The sequence below is a fragment of the Mycobacterium sp. NGS57 genome (assembly GCF_059812405.1).
The window spans coordinates 23,838-44,898 of record NZ_JCALCP010000020.1 but is presented as its reverse complement, the minus strand read 5'-3'; the positions used below and the strand labels follow the sequence as shown (position 1 = coordinate 44,898).

The 21,061-nt window shown below is 72.9% G+C and carries 14 protein-coding genes and 1 pseudogene; 6 read left to right on the top strand and 9 right to left on the bottom strand.

The window, feature by feature from the left end; translation table 11 throughout:
• Positions 1–10 precede the first annotated feature (10 nt).
• The 4 genes and pseudogenes from AC5Y43_RS24470 to AC5Y43_RS24455 all read left to right on the top strand — a co-directional run.
• Positions 11–1,861: a hypothetical protein gene (locus AC5Y43_RS24470; protein ID WP_499977058.1), complete on the top strand. Its 1,851-nt coding sequence runs from the start codon at positions 11–13 to the stop codon at positions 1,859–1,861.
• A 1-nt stretch (position 1,862) separates the two neighbouring features.
• Positions 1,863–2,207, top strand: coding sequence for a hypothetical protein (locus AC5Y43_RS24465; RefSeq protein WP_499977056.1), 345 nt, complete (start codon positions 1,863–1,865; stop codon positions 2,205–2,207).
• Positions 2,204–3,568 (top strand): hypothetical protein, encoded by a 1,365-nt coding sequence (locus AC5Y43_RS24460; protein WP_499977054.1) that lies wholly within the window; start codon positions 2,204–2,206, stop codon positions 3,566–3,568. Before AC5Y43_RS24465 ends, AC5Y43_RS24460 begins: the two co-directional genes overlap by 4 nt.
• Before the next feature lie 51 nt (positions 3,569–3,619).
• Positions 3,620–3,877 (top strand): annotated as a pseudogene (locus AC5Y43_RS24455) (cyclic nucleotide-binding domain-containing protein); the annotation flags it as partial.
• 211 nt (positions 3,878–4,088) lie between these two features.
• On the opposite strand, the gene AC5Y43_RS24450 reads toward AC5Y43_RS24455, so the two are convergent.
• The 7 genes from AC5Y43_RS24450 to AC5Y43_RS24420 form a co-directional block, all read right to left on the bottom strand.
• Entirely contained in the window at positions 4,089–4,595 is a 507-nt protein-coding gene (locus AC5Y43_RS24450) for a 2'-5' RNA ligase family protein (protein WP_499977052.1), read from the bottom strand.
• Positions 4,595–5,269 carry a dethiobiotin synthase gene (gene bioD / locus AC5Y43_RS24445; RefSeq protein WP_499977050.1) on the bottom strand — a complete coding sequence of 225 codons (675 nt, stop codon included), beginning with the start codon at positions 5,267–5,269 and terminating at the stop codon, positions 4,595–4,597. The genes AC5Y43_RS24450 and bioD overlap by 1 nt, the downstream gene beginning before the upstream one ends.
• A 9-nt stretch (positions 5,270–5,278) precedes the next feature.
• Entirely contained in the window at positions 5,279–6,436 is a 1,158-nt protein-coding gene (locus AC5Y43_RS24440; RefSeq protein ID WP_499977047.1) for an 8-amino-7-oxononanoate synthase, read from the bottom strand.
• A gap of 52 nt (positions 6,437–6,488) precedes the next feature.
• Positions 6,489–7,991, bottom strand: a complete 1,503-nt coding sequence (locus AC5Y43_RS24435; protein WP_499977045.1) for a PE family protein — start codon at positions 7,989–7,991, stop codon at positions 6,489–6,491.
• A 44-nt stretch (positions 7,992–8,035) separates the two neighbouring features.
• On the bottom strand, positions 8,036–9,388 hold the full coding sequence (locus tag AC5Y43_RS24430; protein WP_499977042.1) for a PE domain-containing protein: 1,353 nt from the start codon (positions 9,386–9,388) through the stop codon (positions 8,036–8,038).
• Positions 9,389–9,682: 294 nt separating this feature from the next.
• Positions 9,683–11,023: a PE family protein gene (locus AC5Y43_RS24425; RefSeq protein WP_499977039.1), complete on the bottom strand. Its 1,341-nt coding sequence runs from the start codon at positions 11,021–11,023 to the stop codon at positions 9,683–9,685.
• A 30-nt stretch (positions 11,024–11,053) separates the two neighbouring features.
• Positions 11,054–12,385: a PE family protein gene (locus AC5Y43_RS24420; RefSeq protein ID WP_499977037.1), complete on the bottom strand. Its 1,332-nt coding sequence runs from the start codon at positions 12,383–12,385 to the stop codon at positions 11,054–11,056.
• Positions 12,386–13,018: 633 nt separating this feature from the next.
• On the opposite strand from AC5Y43_RS24420, the gene pks2 reads away from it, so the two are divergent.
• Together pks2 and AC5Y43_RS24410 are read left to right on the top strand one after the other, a co-directional pair.
• On the top strand, positions 13,019–19,315 hold the full coding sequence (gene pks2 / locus AC5Y43_RS24415) for a sulfolipid-1 biosynthesis phthioceranic/hydroxyphthioceranic acid synthase (protein ID WP_499977036.1): 6,297 nt from the start codon (positions 13,019–13,021) through the stop codon (positions 19,313–19,315).
• A gap of 18 nt (positions 19,316–19,333) precedes the next feature.
• Positions 19,334–20,008 (top strand): methyltransferase family protein, encoded by a 675-nt coding sequence (locus tag AC5Y43_RS24410; protein WP_499977032.1) that lies wholly within the window; start codon positions 19,334–19,336, stop codon positions 20,006–20,008.
• Here the strand turns inward: AC5Y43_RS24410 and AC5Y43_RS24405 are convergent, their stop codons facing one another.
• Together AC5Y43_RS24405 and AC5Y43_RS24400 are read right to left on the bottom strand one after the other, a co-directional pair.
• Positions 20,009–20,311, bottom strand: coding sequence for a J domain-containing protein (locus AC5Y43_RS24405; protein WP_499977030.1), 303 nt, complete (start codon positions 20,309–20,311; stop codon positions 20,009–20,011).
• Positions 20,312–20,568: 257 nt separating this feature from the next.
• Positions 20,569–20,991, bottom strand: coding sequence for an Hsp20/alpha crystallin family protein (locus AC5Y43_RS24400; protein ID WP_499977027.1), 423 nt, complete (start codon positions 20,989–20,991; stop codon positions 20,569–20,571).
• Positions 20,992–21,061 lie beyond the last annotated feature (70 nt).

Below are 21,061 nucleotides of genomic sequence, written 5' to 3'. Positions count from 1 at the left end.
GGGTTTGACGATGAATTCAGCGAATTCAGCGCTGTCGCCTGATCTGACTTTCGTTGCCGAGGCACCCGCGCGCGGCGCGGGGCTGAGCCAGGTGATCGGCCTGTCGATCGCGGCGGTGGTGATCGCCGCGCTCATGCTGTGGGTCGGGCACGCCCATCGCACCCACCGCATCGGGTGGCTGACCCGGATCGCCGACAAGATGGGCGAGAAATTCCACCGCCCCAACTGGGTGGCCCTGCCGGTGCTGGTGTTCACCACCTCGATCATCTGCGCGCTGTTCGGGTTCATCTGGGACGTCAGCTGGCACATCGGCAACGGCCGCGACCCCGGCCCCCTGGCCAACCCGGCGCACTACTTCATCATCATCGGCCTGTTCGGCATCTTCGTGGCCGGCATGATCGCGGTGGTGCTGCCGTTCGACAAGCCCGGCCCCGCGGCCGTGCGCATCACCGAGAACTGGCATGCGCCCGTCGGCGGCGTGCTGATGGCCGGCTGCGGGCTGTACGCGATGATCGGCTTCCCGCTCGACGACGTCTGGCACCGCATCTTCGGTCAGGACGTAACGCTATGGGGCCCAACACATCTGATGATGATCGGCGGCGCCGGCTTCTCGCTTTTCGCGGTGCTGATGCTCGAGCGCGAGGGCGAATCGCAACAGCCCATCGAGGCGGCCCACGGCGCGTTCATCACGTTCTTGCGCTACCTGTCGTTCGGCGGCATGTTCATCGGGCTGTCGGTGTATCAGATCGAATACGACTTCGGCGTCGAGCAGTTCCGCCTGGTGCTGCAGCCGATGATGATCGCCGCGGCCTCCGCGCTGGCCGCCGTCGCCGCCCGCGTCACCCTGGGGCGCGGTGCCGCGATCATCGCCGCCCTGTTCGCGATCGCGCTGCGTGGCGGGGTCGCGCTGCTCGTCGGGCCCGTCTTGGGCGCGCCGATCAACTGGTTCCCGCTGTACCTCGGGCCCGCGGTGGTCGTCGAGCTGGTGGCCCTGACCCCACTTTTGAAGCGCCCCATAGCCTTTGGTGCGGTCTCCGGCCTGCTGGTGGCCACCGTCGGGCTGTGGCTGGAGTCGCTGTGGATCGACGCGGTGTATCACTACCCCTGGCCGGTGAAGATGTGGGGCGAGGCGCTGGCGATGGCGGTGCCGGTGGCCGTGCTGACCGGAATCTGCGGCGCGCTGTTCGGCATGGTGCTCACCGGGCAGCGGCTGCCGGCCCGGCGGATCGGCATCTCGCTCGTCGCGCTGACGGTCGTGGTGATCGGCGCCGCGGTGGCCAACGGCCTACACATCGTGGTGCCGCGCCAGGACACCGCCACCGTCACGCTGACCGATGCGCCCGGACCGGCCGGCCAGCGCATGGTGACCGCGGACGTACGGCTCACCCCGGCGACGATGGTCAGCGACCACCCGGAGTGGCTGACGATCCTGTCCTGGCAGGGCCGGATGGAGAACAACCGCGGCCTGGTGATCGACCGGCTGGCGAAGGTCGGTCCCGGGCACTACCAGTCCACCCAGCCGGTGCCGGTGTGGGGATCGTGGAAGACGCTGCTGCGGGTCCAGGACGGCTACACGATGACGGCCGTGCCGATCTACGAGCCCGCGGACGACGCCATCCCGGCGCCCGAGGTGCCCGCGCTGGCGTCCAGCACGCGGCCGTTCGTCCAGGAGGTCACGATCCTGCAGCGCGAACGCGACCAGAACGCGCCGGTCTGGCTGTTCACCGCCGGCTCGATCGTGGTGCTGGTGCTGACGCTGATGGTGATCGCCGCGCTGACGTGGGGTGCCGGCCGGCTCAACAACGCCGAGACCGCGCCGGAGCCGGTGGAGGACAAGCAGCCCATGCCGCGGGCGGCCTGACGTGGTTCGCGGTGCCCTGATCGCGGCGCTGCTGTGCGTCCTGGTCGGGTGCGGTAGTTCGCCGGAGTCGCCCGCCGCGGGCCTCGTCGTCGACGTCGCCATCGCCAAGGGCCAGGTCACCCCGACCAACGCCGTGCTGCAGGCGCGGGTGCACCAGCCGATCACCTTGCGGGTCAGCAGCGACGCCACCGACGAGGTGCACGTGCACTCGACGCCCGACCACAAGTTCCAGGTCGCGGCGACGCCCAACCAAACATTCCAGTTCAGCGTCGACGTGCCGGGCAACGTCGAGGTCGAGCTGCACCACCTGGACCGCACGATCGCGACGATCCAAGTCCAGCCGTGAGCGCCGGCGGCGCGACGGCGGTGCTCGCGCACGGGCTCGGCGGGTCGGGCGACCTCCCGGTCCCCTACCTGTACGCGATGGTCGGCGCGGCGTGGGCGCTGACGTTCACCTTCGCGCTGGTCGCCTTCGCGTGGCGCCGGCCGCGGTTTGACCCGGCCAAGCCCGGCCGCCCGCTGCCGGCGGCGCTGACCTCCTTCGTCGACGCCCGGGCGACGCGCCGGGTGGCCGCCGGGCTGGCGGCGGCGTTCGCGGTGTGGGTGGTGTTGGCGGGACTGTGGGGCCCCCAGTCGGAGTCCAACGCCCTGCTCGGGGTGTTCTACGTGCTGCTGTGGGTGGGGTTGGTGGCGGTGTCGCTGGCGTTCGGGCCGGTGTGGCGGGTGCTGTCCCCGATGCGCACGGTGTACGTGCTGCTGCGCCGTTTGCTGCCGGACCCGATCGGCCGGCCCAGGCTGTCGTACCCCGAAGGCTGGGGCTATCGCCCGGCCGCGGTCGGTCTGTTCGCGTTCGTCTGGATGGAGCTGGCCAGCCCGAACCCGGCGTCGCTGCCGTGGGTCAAGGCGTGGTTGCTGACGTATGCCGTTGTCATGCTGGGCGGCGCGTGGCTGTGCGGGCAGCGGTTTTTGGCCCGGGCCGACCCGTTCGGGGTGTACAGCATGGCGGTGTCGCGGCTGTCGCCGTTTCGCCGCAACCCCGAGACCCGGAAGATCGTGGTCGGCAACCCTTTTGACCACCTGCCGTCGCTGCCGGTGCGGCCCGGGGTGGTGGTGACGCTGGCGGTGCTGCTGGGGTCGACGGCGTTCGACAGCTTCTCGGCGTCGCCGACGTGGCGGGGGTTCGCCGACGGCGTTTCGCGCGGCTTCGGCCTGCCGGCGGCGGTGTCATCGTCGGGGCTGCGGACGGTGGGGCTGATCGTGTTCATTTCCGTTGTGGCGGTGACGTTTTCACTGGCCGCGCGCGCCACCGGCGGCGTCGACCGCGCGCAACGACGCGCCCTGCCCGGCCAGATGGCGCATTCGCTGATCCCGATCGTGGTGGGCTACATCTTCGCGCACTACCTGACCTACCTCGTCGAACGCGGGCAGCAGGCCGTCTTCGCGCTGGCCGACCCGTTCGGCCGCGGCTGGAACCTGTTGGGGCTGGCGCACTCCCACGTGGCCTACGTGTTGTCGATGCATCCGCCGGTGCTGGCCGGAATCAAGGTGGCGTGCGTGGTCACCGGCCACATCGTGGCGGTGATCGCCGCCCACGACAAGGCGCTGCGGCTGCTGCCCGCAGGCCATCAGCTCACCGGGCAGCTCACCATGATGCTGGTCATGGTCGGCTACACGTTCACCGGCTTGTATTTGCTGTTCGGCGGTTAGGCGTGCTTTCGGTTTCAGTGTGAATCCAGGGCTTTCGGCGTGAGCCCAGCGTTCGTGATCGCGGGCGCCGCGCGGCTGACCGCCGTCGCCAGGGAGGGCTCGTAACTCGCGGTGACCGTCCTGACCCGCCAGCCCAACCTGGCCGACGCGCGCGCCGCCGAGGAAGTCACCGCCCTGGAGATCGACCGCGACCACCTCGTCGAGTTGGTGATGAGCAAGCCGTTGCTGCTGCAGCAACTGGGCCGCAGCATCGACGCGCGGCGCGCGCAGGGTCGAGCAGGCCATTGGCCGGAAACGCCGGGCAGATAGGCGCCGACGGCGCAGCCGGTTCGCAGGGCAACGCGGGCCAGCCCGGCTGAGGTCGACCGAAAGCAGCGTCAGGCCGTTTCAGTGTGAGGCCATGGCTTTCAGTGTGAGGCTATGGCGGGATCCGGGCCATTTTTCCGCCCTGCACGCACACCCGAAGCCCACGATTCACACTCGATCTTCTGGTGACGGCGGCCGGGCGAAGACCCTGCGCCTATAGCAGATGCTCGACTTTCTTGTTGCCGTCCCAGCGGCGCAGGCCGGCGAAGCTGCCGTCGATCTGGGCGGGGCGTCCCGCGACGCGCAGCGCCCGCCCCAGCTGGTGACCACCCACTCGCCGCGCCAGCGTGGTGTGCGCGGTCCACTGCCCGGGCAGGCTGTTGGGCATCGGTCCGGGATCCAAATAGGGAGCGCACAGCCGGTGCACCTCGGCGTGCAGGTCCAGCAGCTCGCTGGTGGGGACCAGCAGGCGCGCGAACACAATGTTGGCGCGGCCGAACAACACGGGAGCGCCGATCGCGCAGCGCAGCGGCAGCCGCCGGGCGACGGGCCGCAGCGGCTCGTCGGCGCCGGGATCGATGCGCTCGGCGACGGCCAGCGTCACGTGCGGCCGGCTGGCCGGCGCCTGGCTGGGGATCCCGGCGCCCGCCAGTTCGGCCCAGACGCGGCGGATCACCGCCTCGGTGTCGGGGTCGAAGACCAGCTCGATCGAATGGACCATCAGCGCACCAGCGCGGTCACCCAGTCGCGGTCGAACGCCGCCGCGCTGATGCCCGCGAAGTCGACCACCGATGCGGCCCCGGCGGGCAGCGCGGCCCGCACCGGAGCCATCGCAGCCAACGCCGACCTGTTACCAGTCTCGACCACCCCGGGCCGGGCCGGCCAGCTGCCGATCACCAGCCCGGCGCACGAAACCCCATGCGCGGCAAGGGCTTCCAGCGTCAACGCGGTGTGGTTCAGGGTGCCCAGCTCCGCGCCGACCACAACCAGCGAAGCGGCGCCGAGCTCGACGGCGAGATCGCGCAACGTGGCCCCGGTGGCGGCGATCTCGACGAGCAGCCCGCCGGCGCCCTCGACGAGGGTCAGCCGCCCCGGGCGGTCCAGGCCGCGGACGAGGTCCACCACCCGGTCGAGGGCGGGCAGCGCGATCCCCGCCCGCTCAGCCGCGGCGGCCGGCGCCAGCGGCTCGGGATAGCGGGCCAGCCCCGCCAGCTCGGTCACGCCCGAGAGCCTGCCCACCTCGGCGAGGTCGTCGTCGCCGGCGTCGGTGCCGGTCTGCACCGGCTTGCACACCGCGACGTCGACTCCGGCCCGGCGGGCGTGGCAGGCCAGCGCCGCGGTGGCGACGGTCTTGCCGACCCCGGTGCCGGTGCCGGTGACGACCAGGACGGTCAACGGAGCGCCTTAAACAAGCCCGGCGAGGACGTCGGCCAGTACCCGGCGCGCGATGTCGAGGTCGGCGGCGTCCAGCGACGCGCGCGCGGACAGCCGCAGCCGCGACGTCCCGGCCGGCACGGTCGGCGGGCGAAAGCAGCCGACGCGCACGCCGGCGTCCAGGCAGGCCGTCGCGGCGGCCAGCGCCACTTCCGGATCGCCGAGGATCACCGACACCACGGCCGACTGCGGCTCCCCGGGCACTCCGCACGCCTCGGCCAGGATGCGGGCGTGCGTCAGCACCGCCTCGGCGCGCCAGGGTTCGGCCTGCAGGACGTGCAGCGCGGCCCGCGCCGCGCCCACCGCCGACGGCGCCAGGCCGGTGTCGAAGATGAACGGCCGGGCGGCGTCGATGAGGTGCGCGCGCACCGCGGCCGGCCCCAGCACCACGCCGCCCTGGCTGCCCAGCGCCTTGGACAGCGTCGTGGTCATCACGATGTCGGGCGCGCCCGCGAGGCCGAGTTCGTGCAGCAGCCCGCGGCCGCCGCCGCGCACCCCGAGGCCGTGCGCCTCGTCGACGATCAGCAGCGCGCCGTGGCGACGGCACACCTCGTGCAGCTCACGCACCGGGGCCAGCGAGCCGTCGGCGCTGAACACCGAGTCGGTGATGACGACCGCGCGTTCCTCGGCGCGCGCGCCCAGGGCGGCGTCCACCGCGCCGACGTCGCGGTGCGGCGCCACGACGACGCGGGCGCGCGACAGGCGGCACGCGTCCACCAGCGACGCGTGCGACAGGGCGTCGGACACCAGCAGCGAGCCGGGTCCCGACAGGCCGACGACCGCCCCGAGGTTGGCGGTGTATCCCGAGGAGAACAGCAGCCCCGAGGCGGCGCCGACGAATCCGGCGAGCTCGGACTCGAACTGGTGGTGCAGTTCGGTGTCGCCGGTGACCAGCCGCGAGCCGGTGGCCCCGGCGCCCCACAGGCGCAGCGCCTGCACGCCGCCGTCGATGACGTCAGGGTGCTGGGACAGGCCGAGGTAGTCGTTGGACGCCAGGTCCAGCTCGGTGGCCACCGCGGGACGCGGCCGCAGCGCGCGCCGCAGCCCGGCCGCGCGGCGTTGACTCTCCACCTCGTCCAGCCACGCCAGCGGTGAGACGTCGATGGGCGCCTGCCGGGGGGCGTTCATGACCGTAGAGCCTACGAGAACCTCCGGCGGCGGCGTCCCGCCGGGCGAATCGCTACAGCTCGCCGGTGGCGCCGGTGGCGCCGGTGGAACCGTTGCCGTTGTTGTGCGCCGGCGCCCCCGTCCCGCCCGTGCCACCGGTTCCGCCGGTGGCGACGCCCCCGGGGATCACGTAGGCGGTGCCGCCGGCGCCGCCGTCGCCGCCGGCACCGCCGAGCGAGTCGTAGCCGAAGGCCGTCCTGCCGGAATGGGCCGAGGCGCCGCCGGCTCCACCGCCCCCGCCGATGGCCGCCCCGCCGGAGTAGTTGTAGGCGGTGCCGCCGACCCCGCCGGCTCCGCCGTCGCCGCCGTACGAGGTGCTCAACAGGGTGTGGCCGCTCACATCGCCGATGCCGCCGGCACCGCCGTGGCCGCCGATTGCGCTACCTTGCGTGCCGAAGGGGAAGTTCCCCATCACCGCCATCCCGCCGTTGCCGCCCTTGCCGCCGTCGAGGCTGGCCAGGCCCTGGAGATTGGGAACGCCGCCGTTGCCGCCGTTGCCGCCGTTGCCGCCCCTGATCGTTTGGCCGAACCCGTCGGCGATGACGTTGCCGCCGTTGCCGCCGTTGCCCCCGTACATGCCGTTGCCGCCGTTGCCGCCGTTGCCGCCGATGCTGTCGCCGTCGCCGCCGTTCCCTCCGTTGCCGCCGGTTCCGGTCTGACCCGTGGCGTCCCCACCGTTGCCGCCGTTGCCTGGTGTCCCGAGGAACCCGATGCTGCCGCCGTTCCCGCCGTTCCCGCCGTTGTAAACGCCGGAACCGACGCCGCCGAGACCGCCCTGGCCACCGTTGCCGAGCAACAACCCTCCGTTGCCGCCACTGCCGCCGTTGCCGGCGCCCGAAAGCGCGCCGCTGGCCCCGCCGTTGCCGCCGTTGCCGCCGTTGCCCCACAGCAACGCGGAGCCGCCGTTGCCACCGGCCACCCCGGCCCCGCCGTTGGCCCCGAGGCCCCCGTTGCCGATCAGCCCGCCGTTGCCACCGTTGCCGCCCGAACCCGGATAGGCGTTGCCGCCGTTGCCGAACAACCAGCCGCCGTTGTAGCCGTCGGGGTGCGACGACGTGCCGGGGGCGCCGTTGCCGATCAGCCCGCCCGTCAGTTTGACGAAGGGGGTCTTCCCTCCCGCGATGTCGGCCAGCACGGCGCCCACGTCGACCAGGATCCCGACGTTGGTCAGGTTGTTTCCGACGATCGGGTCCGCGGCGGCCGCCACCATGGCCGACGCCGACTGCAGCGGCGACACGTTGGCCACCTCGGCCGAGGTGTACGAATTGCCCGCCCCGAACAGCAGGGCCGCGAAATTCCGCTGGAACGCCGCGGCCTGCGCGTTCAGCGCCTGGAATTGCGCACCGACACCGGAGAACACCGCCGCGACCGAGGCCGACACCTCGTCGCCCGCGGCGGCCTCGACCGAGGTGATCGTCGCCGACGCCTGCTGTTGGGCCGCGGTGAGCGTGGAGCCCACCCCCGACAGTTCCGCCGCCGCCGCCGCCAACGCGGCGGGCACCGTTGTCAGGGCCATCGTCGTCCCCGAACGAACGCCGCGCACCAGTCCATCGACGTCACCTACCCGTTGGAACCGTTGGCGCCGTTGGTGGCGCTACCACCGGACAGGAAATTGAATGCCAGCCCCCCGGCGCCCCCGCTGCCCCCGGCGGACCAAGTTCCAAAGATGTTTTGGGTGCCACCGTGTCCGCCGGCCCCGCCGGCCCCGCCGGTGACCGAGCCACCGTCGATGAGGTTGGTCACCAGCGGCCCGAAGGTGGTGACCAGGACGTTGTTCGCGCCGCCGGTGGCCTCCCCGTAGAAGGGGGTGAGGAAGTTGTAGCCGCCCATGAAGACGTTCCCGCCGTTGCCCCCGTTCCCCCCGTGGGTGGAACCGAAGCCGCCCGTCCCACCGACGCCGCCGACATACGAGCTGGTGCCGAGCAGGTAGCCGACGCCGCCGAACCCGTTGTTGAAGATCGCGCCGCCGGTGCCGCCGTTGCCGCCGTAGACACCGCTGCCGCCGTTGCCGCCGTTGGCGGCGAGGAAGATGCCGGACCCGCCGGCGCCGCCCGTGCCGCCGGTGCCGACGGTGCTGTTGCCGCCGATGCCACCGGGGCCCGGATGGGCGAACATGTCGTTGGGGCCGCCGAAGTTGATGTAGCCGGCGGCGCCGCCGTGGCCTCCGGCGCCCCCGTTGCCGGCGGTGGCCGAGGCCGCCCCGCCGGCCGCGCCGGGCGCGCCGACACCGACGAAGAACCCGCCGGACCCACCGGCCCCACCGTTCCCGCCGTTGCCGCCGTTGACGGTGGCCAGGCCGGCCCCACCGAGCCCGCCCAGACCGCCGTTGCCGAGCAGGGCGGCGTTGCCGCCGTTGCCACCGGCCGCACCGGCCCCGCCGCTCCCGCCGGCGCCGCCGTTTCCGATCAGCCCGGCGTTGCCCCCGTTGCCGCCGGCCACCCCGGGGGTGGTCGAGTTCCAGCCCTTGCCGCCGTTGCCGGCCAAAAACCCGGCGTTGCCGCCGTTCGGGCTGGCCGCCGTGCCGTCGGCGCCGTTGCCGATCAGCGGACGCTGGAACAGCGTCTGGGCCGGCGCGTTGACGGCATTCAGCGCGCTTTGCTGGAGGGACTGCAGCGACGGCAACGACGAGGCGTTCGTCGCCTCGGCGGCGGCGTAAGCGCCACCCGCCCCGGTCAACGCCTGCACGAACTGCGCATGCAGCGCCGCCGCCTGCGCGCTCAACGCCTGAAATTCCTTGGCGGAGTTGGAAAATACCGACGCGATCGCGGCCGACACCTCGTCGCCGGCCGCGACTGCCATCGCGGTGGTGGAGCCGGCCGCCGCCGAACTGGCCGCGCGGATGGACGTGCCGATACGCGCCACATCCGCCGCCGCTACCGCCAACGAAGCGGGCGCTGCGGTCACAAACGACATCGAGGACCTCCCGGGCCCCCCCCCGGTGACGAAACATTAGCGGAAATCCCCAAGCACTGCACACGCGTACACCAAAATCACAAGATTTCGGTCCGGCGGTCGGCTTATTTGACATGCGTATATCAACCGGTCGCCAAATTGCGGTCGCGTGTGTGCGGTATTTGACACATGCGTCAAACGGATCGCAAATGTTTGCTGTATTGGACACGCGTCTAACTTTGACGATGATGCGCCGCCAAGCGATGACTCGCAACGGCTCGGCGCACCGCGCCCGCTCGTGAGCGAGCCGATCCGCTACGCCGGGCCGGTGGTACCCGTCGAGCCGTCGGGTCCGTTGCCGGTCGCGCCGGTGCCCCCGGTCCCGCCGGTCCCGCCGACGGCATTGGCCGGGATGGCCGCGAACGCGCTGCCGCCGTTGCCGCCGGGGCCACCGGTTCCCGTGGTGCCGGCGCCGCCCCCGCCGCCGGCTCCGCCGGTGGCCGGTCCGGTGCCGAAGTTGTAGGCGACCCCGCCGATCCCGCCGGCCCCGCCGTCGACGCCGCCGGTGCCACCGAGGCCGCCGGTGCCGCCGGTGGCGCTACCGAGGGCCATGAAGTCGTAGCCGCCCATGATCGCGGCGCCGCCCGCGCCGCCCGCGCCGCCGGTGGTGGTGCCGGCGCCGCCCGCGCCGCCGCTGCCGCCGGTGAGGTCGCCGAAGCCGTAGCTGAGCGCGGAACCGCCCACGCCGCCGTTGCCGCCGACGTCGCCGGTGCCGCCGTCCCCGCCGCTGCCGCCGGTCAGCAGGCCACTTCCGCCGGACCCGCCGGTGCCGCCGGTGCCGGTGTCGCTGTTGCCTCCGGCGCCACCGGTGCCGGGGGCCCCGAGGAAGCCGCTGCCGCCGCCGGCGCCGCCGTTGCCGCCGGCCCCGCCGCCCAGGCCGGCCCCGCCGGCGCCGCCGAGCCCGCCGTTGCCGCCGCCGATCAGCCCGCTCACCCCGCCGGCCCCGCCCATGCCGCCGACCCCGCCGGCGACCGTCGCGGCGCCGCCGGCCCCGCCCGCGCCGCCGGCGCCCCACCACACGGCCGCGCCGCCATTGCCGCCGGCCTGACCGGCGCCGCCGGCGCCGCCGTTGCCGCCGTTGCCGATCAGCCCGGCCCGGCCGCCGTTGCCGCCGGGCAGGCTCGAACCCGCCGGCTGCGAATAGCCGTTGCCGCCGCTGCCGAACAACAGCCCGCCCGGGCCGCCGTTGGGGCTGGCGGCCGTCCCGTTCGCGCCGTTGCCGAATAGCGGGCCGCCCAGCAGAACGGCCGCCGGCGCGTTGATCGCGTTGACCGCGTTCTGCTGCATCGTCTGCAACGACGGCAACGACGCGGCGTTCGTCGCCTCGGCCGCCGCATACGTCCCCCCGGCGCCGCTCAGGGCCTGCACGAACTGCGCGTGCAGCGCGGCCGCCTGCGCGTTCAGCGCCTGAAACTCCCGGGCGCAGCTGTTGAACACCGCCGTGATCGCCGCCGACACCTCGTCACCGGCGGCCGCCGCCACCGCCGTGGTCGACGCCGCGGCGGCCGCGTTGGCCGCGCGGATCGACGCGCCGATGCCCGCCACGTCGGCCGCAGCCGCCGTCAAGGTGTCCGGTATCGCGATCACATACGACATCGCCGACCTCTTACCTCCCGTGTTCCATCGCTATGCCGGTCCCGCGGTCCCGGACGAGCCGTCGGCGCCGCTGCCGGTGGCGCCGGTTCCGCCGGTGCCGCCGGGGCCGCCGGTGGCGTTGGCCGGGAGGATCGCGAACGCGTTACCGCCATTGCCGCCCGCGCCGCCGGCGCCCGTGGTGCCGGTGCCACCGGTCCCGCCGGCGCCGGCGGTGGCCAATCCGGTGCCGAAGTTGTAGGCGACCCCGCCGACGCCGCCGGCCCCGCCGTCCGTGCCGCCGTCGCCGCCGAGGCCGCCGGTTCCGCCGGTGGCGCTGCCGCCGGTCGCGAAGTCGTAGCCGCCCATGAACGCGGCGCCGCCCGCGCCGCCGGCGCCGCCGGTCGTGGTGCCGGTGCCGCCCGCACCGCCGTTGCCGCCGGTGACGTCGCCGTACCCGTAGCTGATCGCCGAGCCGCCGATGCCGCCGTCGCCGCCGATGTCACCGGCGCCGCCGTTACCTCCGTTGCCGCCGACGATGTCGCCGCCGCCGCCGTTGCCGCCGTTGCCGCCGGTGCCGGTGTCGCTGCTGCCGCCGTCGCCGCCGTCGCCGGGGGTGCCCAGGAAGCCGCTGTTGCCGCCGTTGCCGCCGTTGCCGCCGTTACCGCCGCCCAGCCCGGCACCGCCGACCCCGCCGACCCCGCCGTTGCCGCCGCCGATCAGTCCGCTCGCACCGCCCGCACCGCCGACCCCGCCGGCCCCACCGGCGACCACCGCGGCACCGCCGGCCCCGCCCACGCCGCCGGCGCCCCACCACACCGCCGACCCGCCGTTGCCGCCGGCCTGACCGGCGCCCCCGGCCCCGCCGGCACCGCCGTTGCCGATCAGCCCGGCCCGCCCGCCGTTGCCGCCGGGCAGGCCGGAACCCGAGGGCTGCGAGTAGCCGTTGCCGCCGTTGCCGAACAGCCATCCGGCGGCCCCGCCGTTCGGGCTGGCCGCGGTGCCATCGGTGCCGTTACCGATCATCGGGCCGCCCAGCATCACCTCGGCGGGCGCGTTGATCGCGTTGAGCGCGTTCTGCTGCAGGGCCTGCAGGGGCGAGATGTTCGTCGCCTCGGCCGCCGCATACGTCCCCCCGGCGCCGCTCAGCGCCCGCACGAACTGCGCGTGCAGCGCCGCGGCCTGGGCGTTCAGCGCCTGAAACTCCTGAGCGCAGCCGGAAAACACCGCCGCGATCGCGCCCGACACCTCGTCCTGGGCGGCCGCCACCACCGCCGTGGTCGACGCCGCCGCCGTCGCGTTGGCCGCGCGGATCGACGCGCCGATACCCGACACTTCCGCGGCCGCCGCCGCCAACGCGTGCGGCGCCGCGATCACATACGACATCCAAGACCTCCGGCCCCCAGGCCACGGGCAAACGTATCTTGTTGCACACGTGCCTATCAGCGTTTCGGGGAAATGTCGACAGCCCCCGCGCCGTTCCGTGCCGGCGCATCAGCGCCCGGGCGGCGGCCCGCCATTTGCTGCCGACCCGCCGGCGCGGACACGCCGGGACGGCGGCGGCGACGGATCGATGCCGGCTGCGCCGCAATCGCGCCATAATTGCCGCACATAACGTCGATCATGCGACGTCGCCGGAGTCCTACCTAAATAACGATTCCGTGACAGGTTAACAACTTTACGTATATGTTTGGCACGTGCATAATAGGTTCGCCGCTGCCACGCAGACCCGTTGACGTGCGCGAAAGCCCCTCGAGGGGCGACACATCAAAACGACATAGCCCTGGGCATCCTGGGCCGTCGAGGTGTGCCACGGAGTGAGCCGGGCAGCGGGCGAGGCTATATGTCGCAGTTGTCGCTACGCAGTCGCAGTAGTCGCAGTAGTCGCAGCCGTGAGGAGACGGGATGGTGTCAATCGGGGCGATCGATGATCGTGCCAACCGCTCAGCATCAACACATTCCTTCAACTCGTCGGGGGATCCCGCGCAGGAGTCCTCGCAAGTCTCTTCGGGACCCGCGATGAGCACCACGGCCGCCGGCCCGGTTGCGGTGATCGGCATGGCCTGCCGGTTGCCCGGGGGCATCCACTCCCCCGAACAGCTGTGGGAGGCGTTGCTGCGCGGCGACGACCTGGTCACCGAAGTCCCGCGCGAACGCTGGGACACCGACGAGTACTACGACCCCGAGCCGGGCGTGCCGGGCCGCTCGCACTCCAAGTGGGGCGCGTTCCTCGACGACGTGGCCGGCTTCGACGCGGAGTTCTTCGGGATCAACGAGCGCGAGGCGGCCGCGCTCGATCCGCAGCACCGCTTGCTGCTGGAGACGTCGTGGGAGGCCATGGAGCACGCGGGCCTCACCCCGGACAAGGTGACCGACTCGCCGACCGGCGTGTTCATGGGCCTGACCCACAACGACTACCAGCTGGTCAACGCCAACTCCGACGCCATGGAGGGGCCGTACGGCTTCCAGGGCAACATCTTTTCCATGGCGTCCGGGCGGATCGCCTGGGCGCTGGGGCTGCACGGTCCCGCGCTGACGCTGGACACCGCGTGCTCGTCGGGCCTGCTGGCCGTGCACATGGGCTGTCGCAGCCTCAACGACGGCGAGAGCGATATGGCGCTGGCCGGCGGCGCGTTCGTGGTGCTCGAACCGCGCAAGTTCGTCGCGGGAACGGCGCAGAGTCACCTGTCGCCCACGGGACGCTGCCACGCCTTCGACGTCGAGGCCGACGGGTACGTCACCGGCGAGGCGTGCGTCGTCGTGTTGCTCAAGCGGCTGCCGGACGCGCTGCGCGACGGCGACCGGATCATGGCCGTGCTGCGCGGCACCGCCGCCAACCAGGACGGCCGCACCGTCAACATCTCGACGCCGTCGGAGACCGCGCAGGTCGCGGTGTACCGGGCGGCGCTGGCCGCGGCCGGGGTCGATCCCCGCACGGTCGGCATGGTCGAGGCGCACGGCCCGGGCACGCCGGTGGGCGACCCCATCGAATACGCCAGCCTGGCCGCGGTGTACGGCGTCGAGGGCCCCTGCGCGCTGGGCTCGGCGAAGACCAACTTCGGGCACGCCCAGTCGGCCTCCGGGGCCCTGGGGCTGATGAAGGCCGTCCTCGCGGTGCAGCACGGCGTGGTGCCCCGCAACCTGCACTTCACCCGCCTGCCCGACGAGATGACCCGCATCGACACGAAACTCTTTGTGCCGCAAGACAGTACGCAGTGGCCGGGCGAGGCCGGGCAGCCGCGCCGGGCGGCCGTGTCGTCGTACGGGGTGTCGGGGACCAACGTGCACGCGATCCTGGAGCAGGCGCCCGAAACCGCCGCGCCCGAACCGGAGCCGGCCGAACCACCCGAGTCGCTGCTGTTTCCGTTGTCGTCCACCTCGGCCGACGAGCTGCGCCGCACCGCTGGCCAGCTGGCCGACTGGGTGCAGGCCCACGACGACGTGGAGCTGCCGGATCTGGCCTACACACTGGCGCGCCGGCGCGCGCACCGCGCGGTGCGCACCGCCGCCATCGCGGGCAGCCGGGCCGAGCTCACCGCGGCGCTGCGCGAGGTCGCCGACGGCGACACCCCCTATCAGGACGCGGTCGGCCAGGACGACCGGGGACCGGTGTGGGTGTTCTCCGGGCAGGGCTCGCAGTGGGCCCGGATGGGCGCCGACCTGCTGGCCACCGAACCGGTGTTCGCCGCCACCGTCGCGCGGGCCGAGCCGCTGATCGCGCACGAGTCGGGCTTCTCGGTGACCGAGGCGATGACGTCGCCGCAGATCGTCACCGGTATCGACCGCGTCCAGCCGACCATCTTCACCATGCAGGTCGCGCTGGCCGAGACGATGAAGTCCTACGGGGTGCGTCCCGGGGCCGTCATCGGGCACTCCCTGGGCGAGGCCGCGGCGTCCGTCGTCGCGGGGTCGCTGTCGCTCGAGGACGGGGTGCGGGTGATCTGCCGCCGGTCGCGGCTGATGTCGAACATCGCCGGCTCGGGCGCCATGGCGTCGGTGGAATTGCCCGCCAAGCAGGTGCTTTCGGAGCTGACCCTGCACGGGGTCAAGGACGTCGTGGTGGCCGTGGTGGCCTCGCCGCAGTCGACCGTGATCGGCGGCGTCGCCCAGGCCGTGCGCGAGCGGGTGGCCGCGTGGGAGCAGCGCGACGTGATGGCCCGTGAGGTGGCCGTCGACGTCGCCTCGCACTCCCCGCAGGTCGATCCGATCCTGGCCGAGCTGACCGACGTGCTCGCCGACCTCAACCCGATGCCCCCGGAGATCCCCTACTACTCGGCGACCCTGTTCGACCCGCGCGAGCAGCCGGTGTGCGACAGCCGCTACTGGGTGGACAACCTGCGCCGCACGGTGCGGTTCGCCGCCGCGGTGCGCGCCGCGCTGGAGGACGGGCACCGGGTCTTCGCCGAGCTGGCCCCCCACCCCCTGCTCACCCGCGCCGTCGAGCAGACCGCCCGCAGCCTGGACGTGCCGCTGGCCACGCTGGCCGGCATGCGCCGCGAGCAGAGCCTGCCGCACGGGCTGCGCGGCTTCGTGGCGGACCTGCACAGCGCGGGGGCCGCGGTCGACTACGCCGTGATGTGCCCGAACGGGCGGCTGGTGGACGCGCCGCTGCCGACCTGGACGCATCGCCGGCTGTGGCTGGGCCCCGAAGGCCGCGAAACCTCGGCGCACGGCGGCTCCGCAGTCGCGGTGCACCCGCTGCTGGGCCAGCACGTGCGCCTGCAGGAGGAACCCGAGCGCCACGTGTGGCACGCCGAGGTCGGCACCGACGCCCAGCCGTGGCTGGCCGAGCACCAGGTCCGCAACGTGGCCGTGCTGCCCGGGGCCGCCTACTGCGAGATGGCGCTGGCGGCCGCCGGCGCCGTGCTGGGCGGGGCCGCCGAGGTCCGCGACGTCCAGTTCGAACAGGCGCTGCTGCTCGACGGGCAGACCGCCGTCGGCGCCTCGGCGTCGGTGTCGGCGCCCGGCGTCGCCGAGTTCGTCGTCGAGTCGAACCACGGGGGCCGCCAGGTGCGGCAGGCGAGGGCGGTCCTGCAGTCGGCGGGCGACGAGGAGCCGCCCACCTACGACATGGCCGCCCTGCTCGCCGCGCACCCGCACTGCGAGGACGGCGCCGCGGTGCGCAACGGCATGAGCCGGCGCGGCGTTCAGTACGGCCCGGCGTTCTCCGGCCTGGCCGCGGTGCGCACCGGCGACCAGGCGACGGGCTCCGTACTGGCCGAGGTGGCCCTGCCCGGCCAGCTCCGCTCGCAGCAGGGGGCATACGGCGTGCACCCGGCGCTGCTGGACGCGTGCTTCCAGTCGGTGGGGGCCGACCCGCAGGTCCGCGCTTTGGGCGAGGATGTGCTCGGCCTGCCGCTGGGGGTGGGGCGGCTGCGCTCCTACGGTTCGGCCCGCGGCGCGCACTACTGCTACACCCGCATCACCAAACTCGACGTATGCGGGATCGAGGCCGACCTCGACGTGCTCGACCAGCACGGCGCGGTCCTGCTGAGCGTGCGCGGGCTGCGCTGCGGCACCGGGGCGTCCGAGGAAGCGCTCAAGGATCGCGTGCTGGGCGAGCGGCTGCTGACCATCGAATGGCAGCAGCGGCAACTGCCCGACCCCGCCGGCGACGCGGGCACGTGGCTGCTGATCAGCACCGCCGCCGCGGATGCGCCCGGCGCGGGCGCCCTGGCGGTGAACACGTTGAGCCAAGCGCTGGAAGGCCGTGGCGCGCAATGCACCTCGATGTGCTGGCCGCTGAGTGCCGAGCAGGCCGACGGTGCCGCGTGTGCGGAACAACTGCGCAGCCGGCTGCGCGCGGGCGGGTTCACCGGCGTGGTGATCCTCACCGGAGCGCCCGGCGGCCCCGTCGACCAGTCCCCGGCGGCCGGCCGCGAGTACGCCCAGCACCTGGCGCGCATCGCCCGCGAATTGCCGCAGGCCCCGGGCGAACTGCCGCACATCCATGTCGTGACCCGCGGCGCCCAGACCGTGCTGCCCGGCGACGCGGCCAACCTCGAGCAGGCCGGGCTGCGGGGCCTGATGCGCGTGATCGGCACCGAGCACCCGCACCTGCACACCACCCAGATCGACGTCGACGACACCACCGATGCCGAGCAACTGGTCCGCCAGCTGCTCAGCGGGTCCGACGAGGACGAGACCGCCTGGCGCGGCGGCGCCTGGTACACGGCGCGCATGCGCCCGGCCCCGCTGCGCCCCGAGGAACGGCACACCGCCGTCGCCAGCGCCGAGACCGACGGGATGCGCCTGCAGATCCGCACGCCCGGCGACCTGGAAACCCTGGAACTGGTTGCCTGCGACCGGGTTCCGCCCGGCCCGGGCCAGATCGAGGTGGCGGTCACGGCGTCCAGCATCAACTTCGCCGACGTGCTGGTCGCGATGGGCCTGTTCCCCAGCATCGACGGGGGCCTGCCGGAGCTGGGCATGGATTTCGCCGGCGTGGTCACCGCGGTCGGGCCGGACGTCACCGAGCACCGCGTCGGCGACCGGGTAGGCGGGGTTTCCCGCAACGGCTGCTGGGCCACGTTCGTCAACTGCGATGCCCGGCTGGCCGTCCCGCTACCGCCCGGCCTGAGCGAACACCAGGCCGTCGCGGTGGCGACGGCGACCGCCACCGCCTGGTACGGGCTGCACGATCAGGCCCGGATGTCGTCGGGAGACCGGGTGTTGATCCACTCGGCGACCGGCGGCGTCGGCCAGGCCGCGATCGCGATCGCGCGCGCGGCGGGCGCCGAGATCTTCGCGACCGCGGGTAGCGAGGAGCGCCGGCAACTGTTGCGCGACATGGGCATCGAGCATGTCTACGACTCGCGCAGCACCGAGTTCGCCGAGCAGATCCGCCGCGACACCGACGGCTACGGCGTCGACATCGTGCTCAACTCGCTGACCGGCGCCGCGCAGCGCGCCGGGTTCGAATTGCTGGCCATCGGCGGGCGGTTCGTCGAGATCGGCAAGCGCGACGTCTACGGCAACACCCGGCTCGGGATGTTCCCGTTCCGCCGCAACCTGACGTTCCACTACGTCGACCTGGCGCTGATGTCGCTCAGCCACCCCCAGCGGGTCGGCGAGCTGATGCGCACCGTGTACCGACTGGTCGCCGACGGCGACCTGCCGCCCGCCGAGCACACCAACTACCCGTTGGCCGACGCCGCCACCGCGATCCGGATCATGAGCGCCGCCCAGCACACCGGCAAGCTGGTGCTCGAGGTGCCGCGCGCCGGCAACAGCAGCGCGGTGGTGCCGCCGGAGCAGGCGCCGGTGTTCCGCGGCGACGGCGCCTACATCATCACCGGCGGCCTGGGCGGGCTGGGATTGTTCCTGGCCGAAAAGATGGCCGCCGGCGGCTGCGGACGCATCGTGCTGTCCTCCCGCTCGCAGCCGACGCGCAAGAAGCTCGAGACCATCGAGCTGATCCGGTCGATCGGCGCCGACGTCGTGGTGCAGTGCGGCGACATCGCCGACGCCGACACCGCCGAACGGCTGGTGGCCACCGCCACCGCCACCGGGCTTCCGGTGCGCGGCGTGCTGCACGCGGCGGCGGTGGTCGAAGACGCCACGCTGGCCAACATCACCGACGAGCTGATCGAAAGGGACTGGGCGCCCAAGGTTTACGGCGCGTGGAACCTGCACGCCGCGACCGCCGGGCAGCCGCTGGACTGGTTCTGCTCGTTCTCCTCGGCGGCCGCGCTGGTGGGCTCGCCCGGCCAGGGCGCCTACGCCGCGGCCAACAGCTGGCTGGACGCGTTCAGCCGGTGGCGCCGGGCGCAGGGCCTGCCGGGCACGGCGATCGCCTGGGGCGCGTGGGGCCGGATCGGGCGGGCCACCGCGTTCGCGGAGGGCGCCGGGGCGGCGATCGCCCCCGACGAGGGCGCCCACGCGTTCGAGATGCTGCTGCGCCACGACCGGCCCTACACCGGCTACGCGCCGCTCATGGGCACGCCGTGGCTGACGGCCTTCGCCCAGCGCAGCCCGTTCGCCGAGGCGTTCCGCTCCACCGGCCAAACCCCCACCGGCACCAGCAAGCTGCGCGCCGAGCTCGACGAGTTGCCCCGCGAGGAGTGGCCCACCCGGCTGCGCCGGCTGGTCTCCGACCAGATCAGCCTCATCCTGCGGCGCAGCATCGATCCCGACCGTCCGCTCTCCGAGTACGGCGTCGACTCGCTGGGCGCCCTGGAGCTGCGCACCCGCATCGAGACCGAGACGGGCATGCGGCTGTCCTCCAGCGACGTCGCGGTGACCACGATTCGCGGTCTGGCCGAGCTGCTGGTGGAAAAGCTCAGGCCCGCCGCCGACGGCGACGCGTCGGCTTAGCCCGAATCCGGAGGACCCGTGAAGGCCGTTCCCAAGATGCTGGCGTTGGGGCTGTTCGAGCTCGTCGCGTTCGGCCTGATGCTGTTCCTGCCGGCGGGCACGTTCGCCTACTGGCAGGCGTGGGTGTTCATCGTGGTGTTCGCCCTCGCCGCGTGGCTCCCCGTCGTGTACCTGAAGCGGCGCAATCCCGTTGCGCTGCAACGGCGAATGAGCGGCGGCCCGACGGCGGAGGCGCGGGCGGCGCAGAAGGTCGTCATGGCCGGGCTCTACCTGTCGCTGGCGTCGATGGTGGTGGTCAGCGCGCTCGACCACCGGTTCGGCCGCTCCGCGGTGCCGGCTGTCATCTGCCTGGCCGGCGACGTGCTGGTGGCCCTCGGGCTGGGCGTGGTGGCGCTGGTGATCATCCAGAACAACCACGCGGCCACCACGGTCCGGGTGGAGGCCGGCCAGACCGTCGTCTCCACCGGGCTGTACGGGCTGGTGCGCCACCCCATGTACACCGGCAACGTGATCATGATGGTCGGCATCCCCCTGGCGCTCGGATCCTATTGGGGGCTGGTGTTCGTGGTTCCGGGCCTGCTGGTGCTCGCCTCGCGCATCCGCGACGAGGAGCGGTTGCTGCGCGACGAGTTGTCCGGCTACCGGGAATACACCCAGCGGGTTCGCTACCGCCTCGTCCCCTGCATGTGGTGACTAGCGGTGCCGGCGGACCGGTCCCACCCGAAGCGGTGGCCCGTCGCTTTCGTTGCGCGTCACGGTGATTCGCGTCGGACCGGTTGCGTCGTGCCGGTGCCGGTCGTAGGCGGCGCGCCGGCGCGGATCCCTCAGCAGGGCGTAGGCGGCGAGGATCTGGCGCAGCCGTTCGGCGCCCGACGGTGAACCCCCGGGGCGCAGATCCGGATGATGGTCGCGCAGTTGGCGCCGGTAGGCGTGCGTGATCTCGGCGTGGGTCGCGGTCGACGGCACGCCGAGCACCGAGTACGGGTCGATCATCATGGGGCACCGCGGCTTTTGGCCTTCCGGCCGGTCCTGTGTGGGGGCGCACCCGGCGACGACGTCGTGCGCCGGGTGCGCCCCGCCCGGGCCGGTGAGTCGGTGTGGTCCATCCTGAGCTGCCACGAACGGTGGCGGTGCGCCCTGGATCGGGCGCCGGTCAATCCGGAGCGATCGTCGGGGACGGCACGGGACTCACCGGGTGATCTCGACTGTCGACGCCTCACCTCCCTTCCCGTCGGGTGAAAAGCGGGCCGGCGCTAGGCGTTGATCGCGGTCCGCTGGCCGTCGTGGCTGATCTCGATGCGGCGCGGCTTGGCCCGCTCGGCGACCGGGATGGTCAGCCGCAGAACGCCGTCGTGGTAGCCGGCGTCGATCTTGTCGGTATCGAGGTTGTCCCCGAGGAACAGCTGGCGACTGAACACGCCGCGCGGGCGTTCGGCCGAGACCATCTCCCGGTTCTGGTCGAGATCGGGGCGTTCGGCGCGCACGGTGAGGACGTTGCGCTCGACGTCGAGATCGAGCGAATCCGCGTTGACGCCAGGAAGATCGAATTCGACGATGAACTGGTCCCCTTCTCGCCAGGCGTCCATGGGCATGACGGCAGGACGGGCCGCGGTGCCGAGCACCTGCTGGGCGAACCGATCCAGATCGCGGAACGGATCTGTACGCATCAACACCATGATTTCACCTCCAAGTCAGAGTGGTTTTCTATGTCTGATTACATAGATTTGTGATATCACACCGCGCAGG

What these genes read in the sequence shown, in the direction of transcription:
- AC5Y43_RS24470 (WP_499977058.1), top strand. Translation starts at nt 11, where the DNA reads ATGAATTCAGCGAATTCAGCGCTGTCGCCTGATCTGACTTTCGTTGCC.
- AC5Y43_RS24450 (WP_499977052.1), bottom strand. Translation starts at nt 4,595, where the DNA reads ATGGTCCATTCGATCGAGCTGGTCTTCGACCCCGACACCGAGGCGGTG.
- AC5Y43_RS24440 (WP_499977047.1), bottom strand. Translation starts at nt 6,436, where the DNA reads ATGAACGCCCCCCGGCAGGCGCCCATCGACGTCTCACCGCTGGCGTGG.
- AC5Y43_RS24435 (WP_499977045.1), bottom strand. Translation starts at nt 7,991, where the DNA reads ATGGCCCTGACAACGGTGCCCGCCGCGTTGGCGGCGGCGGCGGCGGAA.
- AC5Y43_RS24430 (WP_499977042.1), bottom strand. Translation starts at nt 9,388, where the DNA reads ATGTCGTTTGTGACCGCAGCGCCCGCTTCGTTGGCGGTAGCGGCGGCG.
- AC5Y43_RS24425 (WP_499977039.1), bottom strand. Translation starts at nt 11,023, where the DNA reads ATGTCGTATGTGATCGCGATACCGGACACCTTGACGGCGGCTGCGGCC.
- AC5Y43_RS24420 (WP_499977037.1), bottom strand. Translation starts at nt 12,385, where the DNA reads ATGTCGTATGTGATCGCGGCGCCGCACGCGTTGGCGGCGGCGGCCGCG.
- pks2 (WP_499977036.1), top strand. Translation starts at nt 13,019, where the DNA reads ATGAGCACCACGGCCGCCGGCCCGGTTGCGGTGATCGGCATGGCCTGC.
- AC5Y43_RS24405 (WP_499977030.1), bottom strand. Translation starts at nt 20,311, where the DNA reads ATGATGATCGACCCGTACTCGGTGCTCGGCGTGCCGTCGACCGCGACC.
- AC5Y43_RS24400 (WP_499977027.1), bottom strand. Translation starts at nt 20,991, where the DNA reads ATGGTGTTGATGCGTACAGATCCGTTCCGCGATCTGGATCGGTTCGCC.